Origin of the sequence: Rhodococcus sp. JVH1 (assembly GCF_000280725.2) — a bacterium.
Taxonomy (GTDB): Bacteria; Actinomycetota; Actinomycetes; order Mycobacteriales; family Mycobacteriaceae; genus Rhodococcus_F; species Rhodococcus_F jostii_A.
The window spans coordinates 2,242,625-2,261,362 of sequence record NZ_CP166289.1; the positions used below are offsets into that span (position 1 = coordinate 2,242,625).

General features: G+C 70.0%; 13 protein-coding genes and 1 pseudogene. 11 read left to right on the forward strand and 3 right to left on the reverse strand.

Annotated elements, in window-relative coordinates:
* Positions 1–38: 38 nt before the first annotated feature.
* The 4 genes from JVH1_RS10325 to JVH1_RS10340 all read left to right on the forward strand — a co-directional run bounded on the left by JVH1_RS10325 (position 39) and on the right by JVH1_RS10340 (position 6,285).
* On the forward strand, positions 39–506 hold the full coding sequence (locus JVH1_RS10325) for a universal stress protein (RefSeq protein ID WP_005243718.1): 468 nt from the start codon (positions 39–41) through the stop codon (positions 504–506).
* 29 nt (positions 507–535) lie between these two features.
* Positions 536–1,627 (forward strand): isochorismate synthase MenF, encoded by a 1,092-nt coding sequence (locus JVH1_RS10330; protein ID WP_009478224.1) that lies wholly within the window; start codon positions 536–538, stop codon positions 1,625–1,627.
* 127 nt (positions 1,628–1,754) lie between these two features.
* On the forward strand, positions 1,755–1,928 hold the full coding sequence (locus JVH1_RS10335; RefSeq protein WP_005258546.1) for a DUF2613 domain-containing protein: 174 nt from the start codon (positions 1,755–1,757) through the stop codon (positions 1,926–1,928).
* 46 nt (positions 1,929–1,974) lie between these two features.
* A complete protein-coding gene (locus JVH1_RS10340) occupies positions 1,975–6,285 on the forward strand; it encodes an alpha-(1->3)-arabinofuranosyltransferase (protein ID WP_009478222.1) in 4,311 nt (1,436 codons plus the stop codon).
* Between the two features lie 23 nt (positions 6,286–6,308).
* Here JVH1_RS10340 and JVH1_RS10345 read toward each other — a convergent pair.
* Positions 6,309–7,355 (reverse strand): annotated as a pseudogene (locus tag JVH1_RS10345) (acyltransferase family protein); the annotation flags it as partial.
* A 220-nt stretch (positions 7,356–7,575) separates the two neighbouring features.
* Between JVH1_RS10345 and JVH1_RS10350 the strand changes: the two are divergent.
* Entirely contained in the window at positions 7,576–8,730 is a 1,155-nt protein-coding gene (locus JVH1_RS10350; RefSeq protein ID WP_009478220.1) for a DUF3068 domain-containing protein, read from the forward strand.
* Between the two features lie 107 nt (positions 8,731–8,837).
* Here JVH1_RS10350 and JVH1_RS10355 read toward each other — a convergent pair whose 3' ends face one another.
* The gene (locus JVH1_RS10355) at positions 8,838–10,037 is read right to left on the reverse strand and encodes a polysaccharide biosynthesis protein (protein WP_043781183.1); all 1,200 of its coding nucleotides are present in this window, start codon (positions 10,035–10,037) and stop codon (positions 8,838–8,840) included.
* A gap of 63 nt (positions 10,038–10,100) precedes the next feature.
* Here JVH1_RS10355 and JVH1_RS10360 point away from each other — a divergent pair, with 63 nt between their 5' ends.
* A complete protein-coding gene (locus JVH1_RS10360; RefSeq protein WP_009478217.1) occupies positions 10,101–11,822 on the forward strand; it encodes a hypothetical protein in 1,722 nt (573 codons plus the stop codon).
* On the opposite strand, the gene JVH1_RS10365 is transcribed toward JVH1_RS10360, so the two are convergent.
* Positions 11,763–12,983 (reverse strand): glycosyltransferase family 4 protein, encoded by a 1,221-nt coding sequence (locus JVH1_RS10365; RefSeq protein ID WP_011597400.1) that lies wholly within the window; start codon positions 12,981–12,983, stop codon positions 11,763–11,765. The two genes, JVH1_RS10360 and JVH1_RS10365, sit on opposite strands and share 60 nt — an antisense overlap.
* A gap of 173 nt (positions 12,984–13,156) precedes the next feature.
* Here JVH1_RS10365 and JVH1_RS10370 point away from each other — a divergent pair, with 173 nt between their 5' ends.
* The 5 genes from JVH1_RS10370 to JVH1_RS10390 all read left to right on the forward strand — a co-directional run bounded on the left by JVH1_RS10370 (position 13,157) and on the right by JVH1_RS10390 (position 18,671).
* The gene (locus JVH1_RS10370) at positions 13,157–13,912 is read left to right on the forward strand and encodes a class I SAM-dependent methyltransferase (RefSeq protein ID WP_043781169.1); all 756 of its coding nucleotides are present in this window, start codon (positions 13,157–13,159) and stop codon (positions 13,910–13,912) included.
* Between the two features lie 2 nt (positions 13,913–13,914).
* Positions 13,915–14,802 (forward strand): ROK family protein, encoded by an 888-nt coding sequence (locus JVH1_RS10375; RefSeq protein WP_009478214.1) that lies wholly within the window; start codon positions 13,915–13,917, stop codon positions 14,800–14,802.
* A gap of 80 nt (positions 14,803–14,882) precedes the next feature.
* On the forward strand, positions 14,883–16,052 hold the full coding sequence (locus tag JVH1_RS10380) for a phosphotransferase family protein (RefSeq protein WP_011597398.1): 1,170 nt from the start codon (positions 14,883–14,885) through the stop codon (positions 16,050–16,052).
* Positions 16,049–17,194, forward strand: a complete 1,146-nt coding sequence (locus JVH1_RS10385) for a hypothetical protein (protein ID WP_009478212.1) — start codon at positions 16,049–16,051, stop codon at positions 17,192–17,194. Before JVH1_RS10380 ends, JVH1_RS10385 begins: the two co-directional genes overlap by 4 nt.
* A 28-nt stretch (positions 17,195–17,222) precedes the next feature.
* Positions 17,223–18,671, forward strand: a complete 1,449-nt coding sequence (locus JVH1_RS10390; protein ID WP_009478211.1) for an aldehyde dehydrogenase — start codon at positions 17,223–17,225, stop codon at positions 18,669–18,671.
* The last annotated feature ends 67 nt before the right edge of the window (positions 18,672–18,738 follow it).

Here is an 18,738-nt window from a genome sequence, read left to right on the forward strand (position 1 = left end):
ATCTGGACACAGAGGAAGCCCGTACTCAGGAGGTCGTAGTGCCCGGTGGTTTGATGTTGATCGCCTACGACGGATCCGACAACGCCAAGCGTGCGGTGGAGTGCGCAGGTCGATTCCTCGCCTCCAATCGCGCTGTGCTGGTGACGGTGTGGGAGCCGATGGTCCGTCAGGCCGCGCGCATGTCGGGCCTGTCCGGTGTGATGCAACCCGAGTGGGTGCCCGACGAGGAGACCGAGGACGTCGCGTTCTCCGACGCCAAGGTCACCAACGAAGAGGGCGTCCAACTCGCCGAGGCCGCCGGACTTGCCACCGAGGGTCGCTGCATCGAATGCACCAGCACGATCTGGACGGCCATCGTCGAGACGTCCGACGAACTCGCGGTCGACATCATCGTCACCGGCACCCGCGGCACCACAGGTCTGCGGTCACTGCTGCAGAGCAGCGTCGCCGACCACGTGTTGCGCCACAGTCACCGCCCGGTGCTGATCGTGCCTCCCGGGAAGTAGTCCGGGCTCCCGACTACTGTCGGGTGACCATGGACGGCTTCCTTCTCTCCCGCGCCGACCGGACGTTGCGTACGTCCGGTACGCGGCACGGGTACGACACCGCGGCAGCCGCTGTCGCGGCCCTCGCGAACGGTGACACCGAACTGATCGTCGGAGCGCTGCCGTTCGATCCCCAGCGTCCTGCCGCGCTGACCGCCCCGGAATCGTGGGAGTTCACGGACGGCCCGTGGCGGCCCGGTGCCGTTCCCGACCTCCCGTCCGTACGCCTCACGCGGGAAATTCCTGACCCCACCGAGCACGTGGCCCGGGTGCGGTCCCTCGTCGACCGACTGCGTGAGGGCGCGCTCGGCAAGGTCGTCGCAGCCCGCAGCGTCACCCTCCGTGCCGACACCCCCATCTCCGCAGAAGCGTTGGCCGCGAGAATGATTCACCAGAATCCCACCGCCAACGGGTTCGCCGTCGACCTCTCCGCGGCCGGCGAGGGCTTCCGCAGCCACAGCCTCGTCGGCGCCAGCCCCGAGGTGCTGCTCAGCCGCCGCGGGCGACGCGTCACCTGCCGTCCCCTCGCCGGAACAGCCCCGCGGCGCGCCGATCCGGAGGCCGACGAGAAGGAAGGTCGCGGACTCCTGGAGTCCACGAAGAACCTGGCCGAGCACGCGTTCGTCACGGCCTGGATCAGAGACGTCCTGGCGCCGCTCTGCACCGAGTTGACCGTCCCGGACTCCCCGGTTCTGACGAGCACCCACGAGGTGTGGCATCTCGCGACCCCCATCGAAGGCGTGCTGCGCGACGCGTCGACCAGCGCTTTGAGCCTGGCCACCCGGTTGCACCCGACCCCCGCGGTGTGTGGCACCCCCACCGACCTCGCCCTCGCCACCATCCGGGACGTCGAGGAGGATCGGCGGTTCTACGGCGGCGCCGTCGGGTGGTGCGACGGCGACGGCGACGGCGACTGGGTGGTGGCCATCCGCTGCGCCGAGATCGCCGCGGACGGACTCGAGGCACTGGCGACGGCGGGCGGGGGCATCGTCGCCGAGTCCGACCCTGAGTCCGAACTCGACGAGACGACCACCAAACTGCGCACGCTGCTCCGGGCGCTCGGCGTGCAGCAGGGCCCGTGATCTGCAGAAACGGTGGCCTACGAGCACCAATCGGCAGTTCGGCGGCCCGCGGGTGATACCTTGACCCGAGCAATTCGTACGCGGGAGTAGCCGTGTGCGTCGATGGCACGACGGTGGGAGATGTCTGATGGGGAAGTTCCTTGTGCCCGGTGTGGTCAGCGCCGTGGTCGGTGTCGCTCTCGGCACCGTGGCGACGCTCGGCATCACCGCAGCCGCACAGGACAACACGCGTCCCGAGATCGACCGCAGCGGCAACGCGGATTCCTCGCTCCTGAACCAGGTTGAGTACGGCAGCCGCTGAGAGCGCCGGCTCAACAAGTTCCCGCACTTCCCCCGAGTCGGCGGCCATGTCGTCCATGGCGCCCTCGGCGGAGCCTCTGTCACGGCGGTGGCTGTTCGGCGCCTCTGTCGTAGCGTTTCTTCTCGCGTTTCTCCAAACCCCCGGTCGGCTCGCCGCTGACACCAAGTACGACCTGTCCCAGAATCCGATCGGATTCCTGGAACGGGCCGCGCATCAGTGGAGCAGCCAGGCCCCCATGGGTCAGGTGCAGAACCAGGCCTACGGCTACTTCTTTCCGCACGGCGCGTTCTTCGCGCTCGGCGACGTCCTGAGCGTCCCGCCGTGGATCACCCAGCGGATCTGGTGGGCCCTGCTGCTCGTCGCCGGATTCTGGGGCATCGTCCGTCTCGCCGAGGCGCTCGGCGTCGGCAGCCGCTCGTCCCGGATCATCGCGGGTGTCGCGTTCGCGTTCTCCCCCCGTGTCCTCACGACCCTCGGTTCGATCTCGTCGGAAACCCTCCCGATGATGCTGGCGCCGTGGGTCCTTCTTCCCGTGGTCGTCGCCCTCTCCCAGGTGAGTGACAAAGCGTCCCGGAACACACGGTGGCACTCACCTGCACGGCTGGCGGCCCAGTCGGCGCTCGCCGTCGCGTTGATGGGTGCCGTCAACGCAGTCGCGACCGTCGCCGCGTGCCTCGTCGCAGGTCTGTGGTGGATCGCGCACCGGCCCAACCGTCGGTGGTGGGTGTTCACCGCGTGGTGGTTCCCGTTCCTGGCGCTGGCCACGCTGTGGTGGATCGTGCCGCTGCTGCTGCTCGGCAAGGTGAGCCCACCGTTCCTCGACTACATCGAGTCGTCCGGGGTGACCACGCAGTGGACGTCCCTCGCCGAGATCCTCCGCGGCACCGACAGCTGGACGCCGTTCGTCTCCCCCGAGCGCATCGCAGGCGCGGTCCTCGTCACCCAGCCCGCCGCGGTCGCGGCGACCGGCCTGATCGCCGCCGCCGGGCTCGCCGGACTGTGCATGCGGTCGATGCCGGCCCGCGGCCGCCTCACCCTGATCCTGTTCGTCGGTGTCGCCGGACTTGCGGCCGGATACATCGGCGAACTGGGCTCCCCCTTCGCCGAGCAGGTGCGACTGTTCCTCGACTCCACCGGGGCGCCCCTCCGGAACGTCCACAAACTCGAGCCGCTCGTCCGACTGCCCCTCGTGCTCGGGCTGGCGCACCTGCTGGCGAAGGTGCCGCTGCCCGGGTCCGTGCCGGTCGCGCGGTGGCGCAGCGCGTTCGCGCACCCCGAGCGTGAACCGATGGTCGCGGTGACGAGCCTGGTGCTGGTCGCCCTCACCCTGGCGACGTCGCTGGCGTGGACGGGCAAGCTCGCACCGCGGGGCACATATTCCGAGGTCCCCGACTACTGGCAGCAGGCCGCCTCGTGGCTGGAGGACAACGCCGGCGGCACGAGCCCCGACGGTTCCGACGCGGAGCGGGCGCTCGTGGTGCCCGGCGCACCGTTCGGCAGCCAGCTCTGGGGTCTCACCCGCGACGAACCGATGCAGGCGCTGGCGTCCACGCCGTGGGCGTCCCGCGACGCCGTCCCGCTCACCCCGCCCGGCACCATCCGCGCCATGGACTCGATCCAGCGGCTCATCACGGACGGCCGTCCCTCGGACGGCATGGCGCAGACCCTGCTCGGCCAGGGCATCCACTACCTCGTCCTCCGCAACGACCTCGACCCCGAGACGTCGCGATCGACGCGCCCACTGCTCGCGCACCAGGCCGTCACCGGCTCGCCCGGATTCACGCAAGTCGCGGAGTTCGGCGAGGACATCGGTCCCGGCGACGTCGAAGGCCTGGTGATCGACAGCGACCTACGGCCCCGGTATCCGGCGATCGAGATCTTCGAGGTGTCGATGCCGGACGGTTCGCCGACGACGAGCGGGCCGTACACCGCGAACCTCGACGGCATCCCCCGCGTGCAGGGCGGGCCCGAATCGCTGCAACGCCTGCGGGAGAACGGCGCACTGCCCGGAGCCGGACCGGTGCTGCTGGCCGCGGACGCGACGCGCGCCGGACTGCCGGTCGACGACGTCACCGTCACGGACACGCCCCGGAACCGGGAAACCGACTACGGCCAGGTCGACAATCACAGTTCGGCACTGCGCACCCCGGACGACGCCCGCCGCACGTTCAATCTCGTCCCCGACTATCCGGTGGCGGACACCCCGCTGGTGGAGGGGCAGTGGGAGGGCGCGACGCTGAGCGTGTCGAGCGCGGCGTCCGACGCCACGCAACTCGGCGGCAGCTCCCCCGCCAGCAGCGCCGCCGCGCCCGTCGACGGCGACCCGGCGACGGGCTGGTTCAGCAACGGCATCGAGCGGGCGCTGGGCCAGTGGCTCCAGATCGACTTCGACACCCCACTCACGAGTTCTCTGCTGCACATCACGACCAGCCCGGCCGCGATCGGCGCCCCCGTCCGCTGGATGGAGGTGTCGACCCCCAACGGCAGCACGGCCGTGAAGGTGGACGCCCCGGGCAAACCGATCGCCGTGTCCGTTCCCGGCGGTGTCACCCCGTGGGTGCGGATCACCGCGACCCGGACCGAGAACGGTTCCGCGGGAACGCAGTTCGGCATCAGCGAGGTGTCGGTCGAGGACTTCTCCCAGCGTGACGCCCCGGTCACCGTGCCGATCCGGTACCGGACCGTGTTGCCTCCCACCCCCGAGGGCGCGTCCGTCTCGGGCTGGGATCTCAGCCAGGAACTCCCCGGCCGCAACTCGTGCGCCGAGTCCCCGGACCGCGTGCGGTGCAGTAACGCCTTCGTCCTGCCGCCCGAGGAGGTCGGCACGTTCGAGAGAACGTTGTCGGTGCCCGAACCCACCGCGGTCACACCGCAGCTCATGCTGCGGGCACGGCACGGCGCACCACTGGAAGAGCTTCTCACCCAAAAGGATTCACCGTCCGCCCACGGGACCAGCAACATCACCGACCTTCGCGGGTCGGCGTTCGCCGCCACCGACAACGATCCGCGCACCAGCTGGTCGGCGAAGCAGGACACCACCAGCGGCAAGGGCGCGAAACCGACCCTCACGATCGACCTTCCCGAACCCACGCTGGTCACCGGCCTGCGACTGACGCCCAGCGCGGGCGCCGTGCCCGCCGCCCCCGACCGGGTCGCCGTCGACCTCGGGAACGGACCGCAGGTGCGCGACGTCGACGACGACGGGACCGTGAGGGTCGAACCCCGGGTGACCGACCGGATCGTGCTCAGCCTCGTGTCCTGGAACAGCACCCTCGATCAGAACGCGCTGGGTTTCGCCCAACTGCAGCCGGCGGGCCTCGCCGAGGTCGGGGTGCTGGGCGAGGACGGCGTCCTGCTGCCCGGTTCGGGTCCGGCCGACGACGCCGGCGCCCGCCCGGTGACGCTGCCCTGCGAGGAGGGTCCGGTCGTGACGATCGGCGGGCAGCCGGTGCGGACGAGCGTCACGGCAACCGTCGGGCAAGTGCTCTCCGGTGGCCCGGTTCCCGCGACCGTCTGTGACACCCCCGGCCCCGTTCCGCTGGGAGCCGGCTCCCAGGACGTGACCGTCGACCCGGGGTCGGCGTTCTTCGTCGACAGTCTCCGCCTCGACGCCGGACCGCAGGCCCAGGCCGTTCCGACCGAGCAGGTGTCGACCACCGCATGGACGGAGAACCACCGGGAACTCACGGTGCCCCGCTCGGACGCCGAACGCATCGTCGTCGTCCCCGAGAGCACCAACGTCGGCTGGGTGGCCACCGCACCGGACGGCAGCGAACTGACACCGATCGTCGTGGACGGCTGGCAGCAGGGGTGGATCCTGCCCGCGGGAACCGAGGGGACGGTGACCCTGGACTTCCCCACCGACCACTGGTACCGCCTGGGGATCTTCGGCGGTCTGCTGCTGCTGATTCCGCTGATCGCCGCCGCAGTGTGGCCTCGCCGTGCACGCGAGCGCGATCCCGGCCCGGCACCCCGGACCTGGGGCAGCGCTACGGTCGGGTGGCTGGGAATCCTCGCTGCCGCCACCGTGATCGGTGGTCCCGTCGGCGCGGCGACGACGGTAGTGGTGACGCTGCTGGCCGTGACCCTCGTCCGCCTACGCGGAGCCGCCACCGCCGCGCGTGTGCTGGTGGGGGTCGCCGGAGCGTCGACGATGCTGGGCATGGCGATGCTCTCCACCGGCCCGTGGCGGGCACCCGGCGGGTACGTGGGGCACTCGTTCCTCGTTCAGTTCCCGCTGCTGCTGGCGCTCGTCGCCACCGGGCTGGCCGTGCTGCCACTCGGACGGTCGGCGCTCCTGGCGCGCGCCTCCCAGCGCTTGACGGCGCGGCGGGCGGGTTCCTCCACCAACGCGTAGCTGGCCGACGCGACCGCGACGCTCATCACGGTCGTCAGGAACAGGATGTAGACGAAGTGGCCGGTGAACGGAACGAGCCCGAACACCGGAAAGACGATCGACAGCACCGCGAGGTGCCAGATGAAGATGCCGTACGACCATCGGCCCACGGCGAGAGCGAGCGGACTCGCGAGGTAGCGGTGGGTGGACGTGTCGGACAGCACCAGCGGGGCCATCAGCGCGAAGCTGATGACGGCGCCGAGCGCCATCTTGACGGCGTACTGCCACGGTTCGGGACGCACCAGCCCCTCCGGGCCGGCGAGGTCGGTCGCGGTGAGCGCGAATGCCACTGCGGCGACGAGAAACATCCGGACGCGATGATGCGCCCAGCGGTGCATCCGGCCGGGCGGACTCACCGCCAGCTCGGCGAGCAACATCCCCGCCCCGAACCAGGGCAGGTACCCCGGCAGCCAGTTGTCGTGATGAATGCCACCCGGCGTCGACACCGGCACGAATGCCCACGTCAGACTCACCGCGATCAACGCGAGAATCGCCGGAACCCGCAGCCGCGCAGCCGGACCCCGCAACCGGACCAGCGCGAACGCCAGCAGCGGAAGCACCAGGTAGAAGGCCACCTCCACCGACAGACTCCACATCTGGGTCAAACCGTCGGTGAGCGTGAGGGGCACGAACACCTGCACGAGTCCGAGATTCGCCCACCACGTGCGGTAACTCGCGTTCGCGGTGGGCAGGAACGTCAACACCACCGCCACGGCGACCCAGTACGCGGGCAGGATGCGCGTCGCCCGCGAGATCCAGTACCGGACGATTCCCTGGGCGGGGCCCATCCCCCGCGCCGCCCCGGCATGGCTGCGCCACAACAGAAATCCGGACAGCGCGAAGAAGACCGCCACCGCCAGATCGAATCGTCCCCAGATGCGCCCGAGAACGGGCACGTGCGTCGCACCGGTCTGGAACGCGACGTGTGTCACGAGCACCCCCAACGCCGCGAGACCGCGCATTCCCTCGAGTGCGGGAATGAAACTGCGCGGCGGTGCGGTCGTGCTCATGGTGGTGGCCGAGGTGCTCATCACCAACAGTGTGCCTGGTCCGGGGGCTGTGACGGAAAACTCCGTTCGAGTCACTTCGTTGGCGAACGGCCGATGCGTTTACTATCCGATGGGGCAAATGCGCATTCGAGACTGTTAGTGTTTTGCCTCACGTGGTGTCGATGTGGGCTCCATGCGATCCGTGCAGCCGTGCTGCCGGTGGGGGAATCTCAATCGACAGAATTGGGTTAGGAGAGAAAGCATGGCGGAGCGCTCAGGGCCGAGCCGGATACTTGCTTGCATTCTGGTGGGCCTCGGTGCCTTCCTCTTGGCCGTCGCCATTCTCATTCCCACCTACACGGTGGGCAAATTGGAGAAGACGCCCTTGGACCTCGAAGTGACCACGATCGCCGAAGGTTCCGGCAGCGTGCTCAACTCGCAGGCTCTTCTCGCAGGCAAGGCCGAAGTCAACACGAACGTTCCACTGGTGTCACAGCGCTACGTCACCACCGAAGACCCCGCGGACGCGGACGTCGTCACTCTCCAGGCGGGGCAGACGCTGCGGCGCACCGACAAGCAGGGCGACACCGGACTGCTGTCCGCGATCGTCGACCGCAACACCGTCGACCGCAAGACGTCGATGCCGACCAACGATCCGGTGGGCACCATCCAGACGCAGCCCAACCAGCCTGCCGAGGAAGTTCCGCGCGACGGACTGCAGTACAAGTTCCCGTTCAACTCGGAGAAGCAGAGCTACCCCTACTTCGACCTGAGCGCGCGCGCCACCCAGGACATCAACTTCGTCGAGGAGACGGAGATCAACGGCCTGAAGGTGTACCACTACAACCAGACGATCGATCCGGTCGACCTGTCGAAGGTGGTCAACTCGCCCACCAACAAGCTGACGCTGCCCGCCGAGGCGTGGGGCGTCCCCGGTGGCACCCTCCCCGTCACGATGACCCGCTGGTACACCAACGTGCGTGACCTGTGGGTCGAGCCCGAGACCGGTGTCGTCGTCAAGGGCCAGGAGCAGCTGCACCAGTACTACGCCCGCAACAAGGACAAGCCGGAGATCGACGTCCTGAAGGTGGAACTGCCGTTCAACGAGCAGACCATCGAATACCAGGTCCAGCAGGCCAAGGACGGCATGGACAAGATCAGCACGTTCGGTCGCACCGTGCCGATCATCGCCGGCATCCTCGGCGTCATCGCCCTGATCGCAGGACTCGTCCTGGGTCTGCGCGGCGGCAAGGGCAGGCAGCCCGCGCACACCGCCGGCGACGACTACCCGCCGAGCGACGGTGGCCGCCACGTCGACCTGGACAAGTCGGAGGCTCCCACCGAGCAGCACGACTGGACCACGGACAAGACGGAAGAGATTCCCGTGCAAGATCCGCGCAGGTACGACGAGCGCTAGAGCTGTAGAGCCGGACGCCACGTAGTCCGGTGCGAAGGGGACCTCGGTAGTGCACCGAGGTCCCCTTCGTCGTTCCCAGGGGGCGGCCCGTGCGGTGTCGCCCGATGTCACATCGGGCGCGGGGCATCACGCCGCGCGCTGCGCACGGCGAGGACGCTGGCAACCAGTGCGGTGCTCGACGCGACCGTCACGGCGACGGCGATGAACTGGCCGATCGTGGACGCGAGGGTCAGCATGCCGGTCATCTCGACGGCGAAGCCGATCCAGGCGATCACGGCGAGGTGCGTCCGCTCCCCCGCGATGGCGGACAGCAGGGCACCCTGCAGGACGGCCAGGCAGGCACCGTGGAGCGCGAACAGCCACAGCAGCGACTGGACGGGCTGGTACGCGTCGCCGACGAGGAGCGGAACGAGGGGGGCGGCCACCGCGACGCCCGCGACGAGTACCGCACCGAGTCCGACGAGGACGGCGAGCGCCGATCGGATCGCCTGGGCGGAGTGCGCGGGATTCGCCATCCGCGGATAGAGCACCACCCCGACTGCCTGCGGCAGCCAGAACGCGGCCTTGGTGGCGACGGCGCCCAGCGCGTACAGGCCGGCGTCGTCATTGCTGAGCACGATCCGGGCGATCACCAGATCCATCGACGACAACGCGATCAGCGCCAATTGCACTTGCGACGCCTTCAGTACGGCCGCGACACCGATCCGGGTGCTCGACTCCCCGGTGATCGCGGAATCGGCGAACAGGCGCGCACACAGGGCCACCAGCCCCGTGCCGACCGCACTGGCGGCGAGGGCGAGCCCCGGCCCGGCGCCGACGGCCAGCACCACGACCGCGGGAACGACCTTCGCGACACCGGCTGCCGCGAGGACGACGCTGAGCGGACCGAACCGTGCCGCGCCCTGCAGCAGTCCCTGTTCGGTGGCGAGCAGGACCAGGACGGGTGCCGTGATGAGCGCCGAGAACGTGGCGAGCATGCCGGTGTCGAGGGCCCACGACACGAGGGGTGCGAGCAGCATAGCCGCGACCGCGACGATCACCGCGCAGCGGTACCCCAGCAGGCGGACCGCGTGGGCTCCCTTGCCCCGGACCACCTCGCGGGCGACGACGGTCTGCAGCGCGAGGGCGGGGACGGCGAGGACGAGTTGGGCCGCGAGCAGGCTCGCGAACTCCCCGTAGCCGGCCGGGCCGAGCCAGCGGCTCGCCGGCAGATGCAGCAGGTAGGACGCGATGTTCGCGATCATCGAGCCCGCCGTCACCATCGTCACCCCGGCGACCGCCGAGCTGGTGAGGGTCTGGCGTGGCATGCGCCCCATGATGCACTACGTGCCGTGCGAGCCGGGTCGATGCACCACGTATCGTGACGGCCCATGACCGCCCGGCGCCGAGCACCGTTCGTCGCGCCGGTCTACAGTCTCCTTCTGGCGTTGCTGATCCTCGGGCCGCTGCTCGGTCCGGGCTATCTGCTGTTGCGGGACGCGGTCAGCACTCCCCGCTCGTACCTCACCGACTCGGCGCTCGGCCTCACGGACGCCGCCGCGCGGGCCGTGCCGCAGGACGCTCTGCTCGCGACGCTGAGCGTCGTGGTCGACGGCGGCCTGGTGGTGAAGGCGATTCTGCTGCTGGCGCTGTGGGCGGCGGGCTGGGGCGCGGCCCGGATGGTCCGCACCGTGCTGCCGACGGCGGGGCTCGGACCGCAGCTGGTGGCCGCGACGGTGACGGTGTGGAACCCATACGTCGCCGAGCGACTGCTGCAGGGCCACTGGAGCCTGCTGACCGGGTACGCGGCGCTGCCGTGGACGGTGTGCGCGGCGGTCACGATTCGACGGGGTCACCGCCGGGGGTGGTTCGCCCTAGTGGCCTGCCTCGCCGGGGCCGGTCTGACACCCACCGGGGCGTTGCTCGCCGCGGTGACGGCGGTGGCCGTCCTCGCGCTCCCCGGCGGACGATCGGCCGCGTGGCTCCGGGTGACGGGCGCGCTGGGCTCGTTCGTCGTCGCGAGTGCGCCGTGGCTGGCGGCCACGGCACTGGCCGGCGGCGGCGGGGACGGCTCCGATCCCGCGGGGGTCGCGGCGTTCGCGGCGCGGGCCGAGCCGGGGCTGGCGACGCTGGGCAGTCTCGCCGGACTCGGCGGCGTGTGGAACGAGACCGCCGTCCCGGACACCCGGACCACACTGTTCGCCCTCGTCGGAACGCTTCTGTTGCTCGGGGTCGTCCTGTGCGGACTCCCGGCGCTGTGGCGGCGGCGACGGCACCCCGTGGTGGCCGCACTGACGGCGCTCGCGCTGGTGGCGGTGCTGCTGCCCACACTCGGCGCGACCGCGTGGGGACTCGACGCCGGCCGCTGGCTGGTGCAGAACGTCCCCGGCGCGGGATTGCTCCGGGACGCGCAGAAGTGGGTGGCGCTCGCGGCGCCGATGTATGCGCTCGCCGCCGCGGCCGCGGTGCTGCGACGCCCCGGCACGTGGTCCGTCTCGGCCGTCCTGGTCGTGCTGCTCGCCCTCCCCGACCTCGCGTGGGGCGTCGGTGGCGCGCTGCGCCCGGTCCACTATCCGCCGTCGTGGCAGCAGGTAGCCGCCGAGATGGAGCACGAGTCGGACAACGGGGACGTCGCCGTACTGCCCACCGGCATGTTCCGCAAGTTCTCCTACAGCGGTGCCGCTCCCGTCTTGGACCCCGCCCCGAGGATGCTGCCGGACGACGTGCTGCAGACGGGCGAACTGGTGGTGGCGGGTGGCACGGTGGAAGGCGAGGGGTCCCGGGCGCAGCAGGTGGAACGGGTGCTGCTCACCGGCGGTTCCGCCGCCGAACTCGCGTCGCTGGGCGTCCGGTGGGTCCTGGTCGAGCGCGACACGCCCGGGCCGCGCGGCGAATCCGCGACCACCCTGGCCGGTCTGGAGCGACAGTTCTCGGACGGGCATCTGGAGCTGTATCGCGTCGGCGGCGACGTCGCGCGGCACGAGGCGTCCGACCGGGTGCGTGCGACGGTGGTCGCGGCCCACGTGCTGTGGGCGCTGCTGCTGGCCGGCGGTCTACTCGGCGCGTGCGTGCTCGAGGCCCGGACGCGCCAGCGCCGGCGACACCAGCCCTGACGTCCGCAGGCCCGCGGCCGTGGCCGCCAGCACCTCGTGGACGCCGTTACCGGTGTGCTTCCAGGAGAACTCACCCGCGCGAACCCGCGCCTTCTCACCGAGAACCATGCGCGTCTCGGGGTCGAGCAGGAGGGCGTTGACGGCCGCGGTCAGTTCGCCGACGTCGGCCGTCGCCGCTTCCGCATTGCCGACCAGCACACCGGTCACGCCGTCGACGATCGAATCCGTCAGCCCCTTGGAACTGCGGTAACCGATGGTCGGGACCCCGTGCTGGGCGGCCTCGATGACGGCCAGACCCCAGCCCTCCTTGCGGGACGGCATGACATGCACCCAGGACTGCGACAGCAACTGGTGTTTACGGGTTTCGTCGACGTGCCCGTGGAACGTGACGGCGTCGCCGATGCCCAGTTCGTGCGCGCGGTCCCGGAGATTCTGCTCCCACCAGCCGCCACCGATGACGTCGAGGTGCACATCGGAGATAGTCGGACGCAACGACGCCACGGCCTCGAGGGCGTCCTCGATCTGCTTGTGCGGCACCAGCCGGGACAGGACGCACACGCTGGGGTGCGCGGTCCGGGTGTCGGCGCCGCCGATGTCCACGCCGGCAGGAATGTCGTCGGCGCCGTTGCGTACCACCGCGATCCGTTCGCGCTCGACGCCGAGTTCGACGAGTTCGTCGGCGGACGGCAGCGACACGGTGAGGTACTGGTCGTCCCGGTGGGTGCGCGGCGACAACCGTGATTCCACCCACCAGCCGATCTTGCCCATCAACCGGCCCGCCACGGGCCACTGCTCGCGATGACAGTGATGCACGAGAAGCGTCACGGGTGCACCGGCGACGACGCGGGAGAAGAACGGGATGCCGTTCTGGGTGTCGATGACGGCGTCGGGCCGAATGCCGCGCAGCGGTCCGAACCCGAGCCGGCCCGCGGCGATCGCGGCGAGGGCGCGAGGGTAGACGCTGTACCGCCCGCCCGCCCGGCTGATCTCGATGCCGTCGACGGTCTCCTTCTTGGGGGCGCCGCGGTAACCGGCGGTGCGGAGGGTGACCTTGATTCCCCGCGCCGCGAGCTGGGCGCCGACCTCCTCGAGGTACCGCTCACTGCCGCCACCCTGCGGGTGACCGGTGTCGCGCCAGCAGAGCAGCAGAACCTCTCGCACGTTCATATACTCCTGTGGTCGGTGCGGTACATGTGGTCTCGGGGCGGGCGTTCCGCGCTGTAGTCCCCGAACACCCTATCGGTCGTGTTCGACCGGATGTTGCAGCCACCGCGAACGGATTGCGGCCCCGGCGGCTGCACTCGCTAAGGTTCAGTCTCGTGACGACGCCTCCCGTGACCCGGCGATTCGGTCGACGGGCAACCCTGAAGCGGTCGTTCGGCCTGCTCAGCGACTTCCGGCACGAACAGACCGCACCCGACCTGTTCTACGGAGCCCTCGCCCGCGACTCCGTCGAACTGATCGGCGACCTGTACGGCGGCCTCACCGAATCGGATCTCACCGGGACGACGGTCCTGGACGTCGGCGGTGGGCCCGGTTACTTCGCGGACGTGTTCCAGCAGGCCGGCGCCCGGTACATCCCGGTCGAGCCGGATCCGTCCGAGATGCATGCCGCGGGCCTCGCTGTGGGCGGCGCGGTGCGCGGGTCGGGGTTGGCGCTGCCGTTCCGGACGTCGTCGGTGGACGTCTGCTTCTCCTCGAACGTCGCCGAGCACGTCGGTGAACCGTGGGCAATGGCGGACGAGATGGTTCGGGTGACGAAACCCGGCGGCCTGATCGTGCTGTCGTACACGTTGTGGTGGGGCCCGTTCGGCGGCCACGAGACCGGGCCGTGGCATGCACTGGGCGGCGAGTACGCGGCCCGTCGCTACCTGCGCAAGAACGGCCGCGAACCCAAGAACCGCTACGGCGTCTCCCTGTTCAAAGTGGGTGCGGCCGAAGGGCTTCGGTGGGCCCGGCGCGCCCCGGACGCGGATTTCCTGGCGGCCTTCCCCCGGTACCATCCGCGCTGGGCGTGGTGGATGGTGCGCGTCCCGGGACTGCGGGAGTTCCTGGTGAGCAACCTCGTGCTCGTGATGCGGAAGCACTGACCGTGGTCGCGCTGGCTCTCGACATCGGCGGCACCAAGATCGCCGCCGGGATCGTCGACGCGGACGGCACGGTGCCGCATCCGGCGACCACCCCCACGCCGGCGACCGGAGTCGCGGACGCGTGCGCCGCGCTGCTGCGGGAGGTTGCGGGAGCGGCGACGATCACGTCGGTCGGCATCGCGTGCGCGGGACCGGTCGACACGGTCTCCGGCACCGCGTCACCCATCAACATCGACGAGTGGTCGGGCGGCTTCGGCCTGGTCGGCTTGGTGCAGGAACTTTTTCCCGGCGTCCCCGCGAGGCTGGCGATGGACGGCGCCGCCGCCGCTCTCGGCGAGCATCACCGCGGTGCCGGGCGCGGCGTCCCCGACCTGCTGAGTCTGGTGGTGTCCACCGGCATCGGCGGCGGAGTGGTCCTCGGCGGCCGCATCGCCACCGGCCGGACCGGCAACGCCGGACACATCGGTCACCTGGTGGTCCCCGGCGGAACCGAGCCGTGCACGTGCGGCGGGGTGGGGTGCCTGGAGACGGTGGCGAGCGGACCCTCGTCCGTGCGCTGGGCCCGATCGCGGGGATGGCGCGGGACGACGGGCGTCGAATTGGCGAGGGCCGCCGCGGACGGGAACGACGTCGCCGTGGCCGCCCTCGACCGCGCGGGGACCGCACTGGGGCAGGCCATCGCGTCCGCGGCAGCCCTCCTCGACGTCGACCTCGCGGTGATCGGTGGCGGATTCGCGCAGGCCGGGCCCGCGTTGTGGGACCCGATGCGCAGGGCCGCCGCCCGCCACGCCCGGTTGTCGTTCGTCGCGGATCTGCGGGTGGTCCCAGCGGAACTCGGCGCCGCCGGAACCCTCGTCGGGGCGGGAGTCCTGGCCGTCGACGAGGGCTGACGCAGCGGGATCGCCTCACCTGTTCCGAAATTCTGTAACGTGTTCTAGTGTTCAGGGTCACACCACGTTCAGGAGAGGAGGTGACCGTGAGCACGAGCACTGCCCGATCCGCCGACGACTCCGATCACTCGTCCGAAGTCGCTCGGCCCACTGACTCCCGCCGCGATCCGGAGGTGCTGCGAGAGGCACTGCAACGCTGGCTCGCCGCCCAATTGCCCCCCGACGCCGCACCCGAGGTCACGCACGTCCATCTCCCCGACGCCAACGGCATGTCGAGCGAGACGATCCTGTTCGACGCCACCTGGTCCGGCGAGGTTCATCCGCTGGTCGCGCGGGTCGCGCCTGCCGACACGACGATGCCCGTCTTCCCGGAGTACGACCTCGACGGACAGTTCCAGGTCATGGCGCAGGTCCGGGAGCACTCCGCCGTCCCGGTCCCGGTCGTCTACTGGTCCGAATCCGATCCCGGTCCGCTGGGCGCCCCGTTCTTCGTCATGGCCCGCGTCTCCGGGCAGGTCCCGCCGGACGTGATGCCCTACAACTTCGGGTCGTGGGTGACGGAGGCGACCGAGGAGCAGCGCGCCCTGCTGCAGCACAGTGCGGTGAATGTGCTTGCGCAACTGCACGACATCGACCGGCCCTGGGAGCGGTTCGCGTTCCTGCAACTGCCCGGCTCCGGCCCCACCGTCACCGAGGCGCTCGCCGCGCACATCCGGCAGCAACGCGACTACTACGAGTGGACGACGCTGTCCGGCCCCCGGTCCCCGCTGATCGAACGCGGCTTCGCATGGATGGAGGACAACCTCCCGGACGACCCTTCCCCCGCCGTCTTCTGCTGGGGCGACGCCCGCATCGGCAACATGATGTTCGAGGACTTCCGGCCCGTGGCCGTACTCGACTGGGAGATGGCCACACTCGGGCCCCGCGAACTCGACCTGGGCTGGATGACGTATCTGCACCGGTTCTTCGAGGACATCGCCGCGTCAGCCGGACTCGACGGGATGCCGGACTTCCTGCGCCTCGACGACCTCGCCGCCCTGTACGAGGAGCTGACGGGTCACACGCCCCGCGATCTCGAGTACTACACCGCCTACGCGGCGCTGCGGCAGGCCACCATCATGCTGCGGATCCAGGAGCGCGCCATCCACTTCGGGCAGGCCGTCGCTCCGGAGGACCCGGACGACATGATCATGCACCGCGCGTCGCTCGAGGCAATGCTCGACGGCACGTACTGGGAGAAGATCCGATGACCGCCGACTACGCGGGAAACCCGCTCTCCCCGATGGACGACTACCCCATCCATCAGGTGGCCGAACCCATCCGGCGTGTCGCCACGTCCGATCGCAACTTCTACGACCGCTACTACTTCAACTGCTATCCCTCGGCCGAGTCCGACCTCTTCCTCATCATCGGTCTCGGGCAGTACCCCAATCTCGGCGTGACGGACGCGTTCGCGGTGCTCCGCCGCGGCGACGACCACATCGTCGTCCGCGGGTCGGCCGCGCTGGGTCACGACCGCGCCGTCAGCACCGTCGGGCCGTTCCGCGTCGAGGTCCTCGAGGGTCTGCAACGCTTGCGGGTGGTGCTCGAGCCCGGCGACTACGACCTGTCCTTCGACCTCACCTTCGACGGCGCGATCCCCGCGACGCTGGAGCCCCGCCACTTCCGCAGGCAACTCGAGCGCGTCACGTTCGACACGAGCCGCTTCGTCCAGACCGGCTCCTGGGCAGGTGAACTCACGATCGACGGGCAGAGCCGCCCCGTCACCCCCGACACCTGGCGCGGCAACCGCGACCGGTCGTGGGGAGTGCGCCCGGTCGGCGAGTCCGAGCCTCCCGGGCGACGCGCGGTCGACGGGATCCAGAACTTCTTCTGGATCTACTCGGTGATGCAGTTCGACGACTATTCCGTCTCGGTCGTCCTACAGGAGGACGAACTCGGCAGGCGCATCGTCGAGGAAGCCGTGCGCATCTGGCCGGACGCCGACCGCGAACCCGAATGGCTGGGCCGACCCGAACACGAGCTGAAGTTCGAACCGGGGACGCGAGACGTCACGTCGGCGTCGCTGAGTTTCCACCGCCCAACCGGCGAGGTCGTCACCGTCACCTGCGACCTCCTGGTTCCCAACTACATCGGTATCGGCACGGGGTACGGCCTCGAAGCCGATTGGCGTCACGGCATGTGGCAGGGCGAACTCGTGGTGCAGGGACTGCGCAAACGAGCGTCCGAGATCGAACCGGGACTCCGGATGTTCTGCCCCGTCGACAATCTCACCCGCTTCCGACTCGAGGGCGGCGGCGGGACCGTCGTCGGGACAGGGCTGTTCGAGGTCGCGGCGATCGGCCCACACGCACGATACGGATTCGACAGTTTCACCGACACCGCCTCCTGACCGGGGGAACGACACGAGGAATGGACTCATGACCGACTACGACAAGCTGTACATCGGCGGCAAGTGGGTGGCCCCGGCCACCGATCAGGTGCTCGAAGTGTTCTCCCCGGCAACCGAGGAACGCGTCGGCAGCTGTCCCGTCGCGTCGCCGGCCGACATCGACGACGCCGTCGCCACGGCCAGGCGCGCGTTCGACGAAGGCCCGTGGCCGCAGACCACTCCTGCGGAGCGCGGCGAGATCCTCGCGAAGGCGGCGAAACTCATCGAGGAGCGCGGCGACGCCCTCAACGCGCTGATCTCGTCCGAGATGGGTCAGCCGCCCGCGATGGTCGGGATGATGCAGCAGACACCGTCGCTCGCGACCCTCAACTTCTACGCCGGTCTCGCGAACGAGTTCGAGTGGGAGCAGACCCGCACCGGCGCGTTCGGACAGACCAAGGTGCTGCGGGAACCCGTCGGCGTCGTGGCCGCGGTCCTCGCCTGGAACGTGCCACTGTTCCTCGCCGTCAACAAGCTGTCCCCGGCGCTGCTCGCCGGCTGCACCGTCCTGCTCAAGCCCGCACCCGAATCCCCGCTCTCCACACACCTTCTCGCCGAGATCTTCGCCGAGGCGGGGGTCCCCGAGGGTGTCATCTCCGTCCTGCCCGGCGGCGCCGAGACCGGCGAATACCTGGTGTCGCATCCCGGCATCGACAAGATCACGTTCACCGGCAGCAGTCCCGTCGGCCGCAAAATCGGCGCCATCGCCGCACAGAACCTCAAGCGCTGTTCCCTCGAACTGGGCGGCAAGTCGGCGGCCATCATCCTCGAGGACGCCGACCTCGCGGCCACGATGCCGATGCTGGTGATGTCCGGGCTCATGAACACCGGGCAGGCATGCGTCGCGCAGACCCGGATCCTCGCCCCGCGCTCCCGTTACGACGAGGTGCTGGACGCCCTGGTGGCGGGTGCCGGATTCATGACCGTCGGAGATCCGTCCGACCCCGCCGCGCAACTCGGACCCCTGATCTCCGAGAAGCAGCGCGACCGCGTCGAGGGCTACATCGCCAAGGGCAAGGAACAGGGCGCCCGCGTGGTGCTCGGCGGCGGCCGTCCGGAAGACCTCGACAAGGGCTGGTACGTCGAGCCGACGATCTTCGCGGACGTCGACAACTCGATGACGATCGCCCGCGAGGAGATCTTCGGACCCGTCCTGTCCGTGATCCCCTACGACTCCGAGGACGAGGCGATCAAGATCGCCAACGACTCCGACTACGGACTCGCCGGCTCGGTGTACACCACCGACATCGATCACGGTCTCGCCGTCGCGAAGCAGATCCGCACCGGCACCTACGCCATCAATTGGTACGCATTCGACCCCGGCTCACCGTTCGGCGGCTACAAGGCCTCCGGCATCGGTCGTGAGAACGGACCGGAGGGGCTCGAAGCGTTCTGCGAGACCAAGTCCGTCCTCATGCCGCCCGGTTACACGGGGTAGGCGGCTTCGCCCGCCCGTGAGTGGTTGACGAGTCCAGGGACTCCTCGACCACTCACGGGCGCGCAGC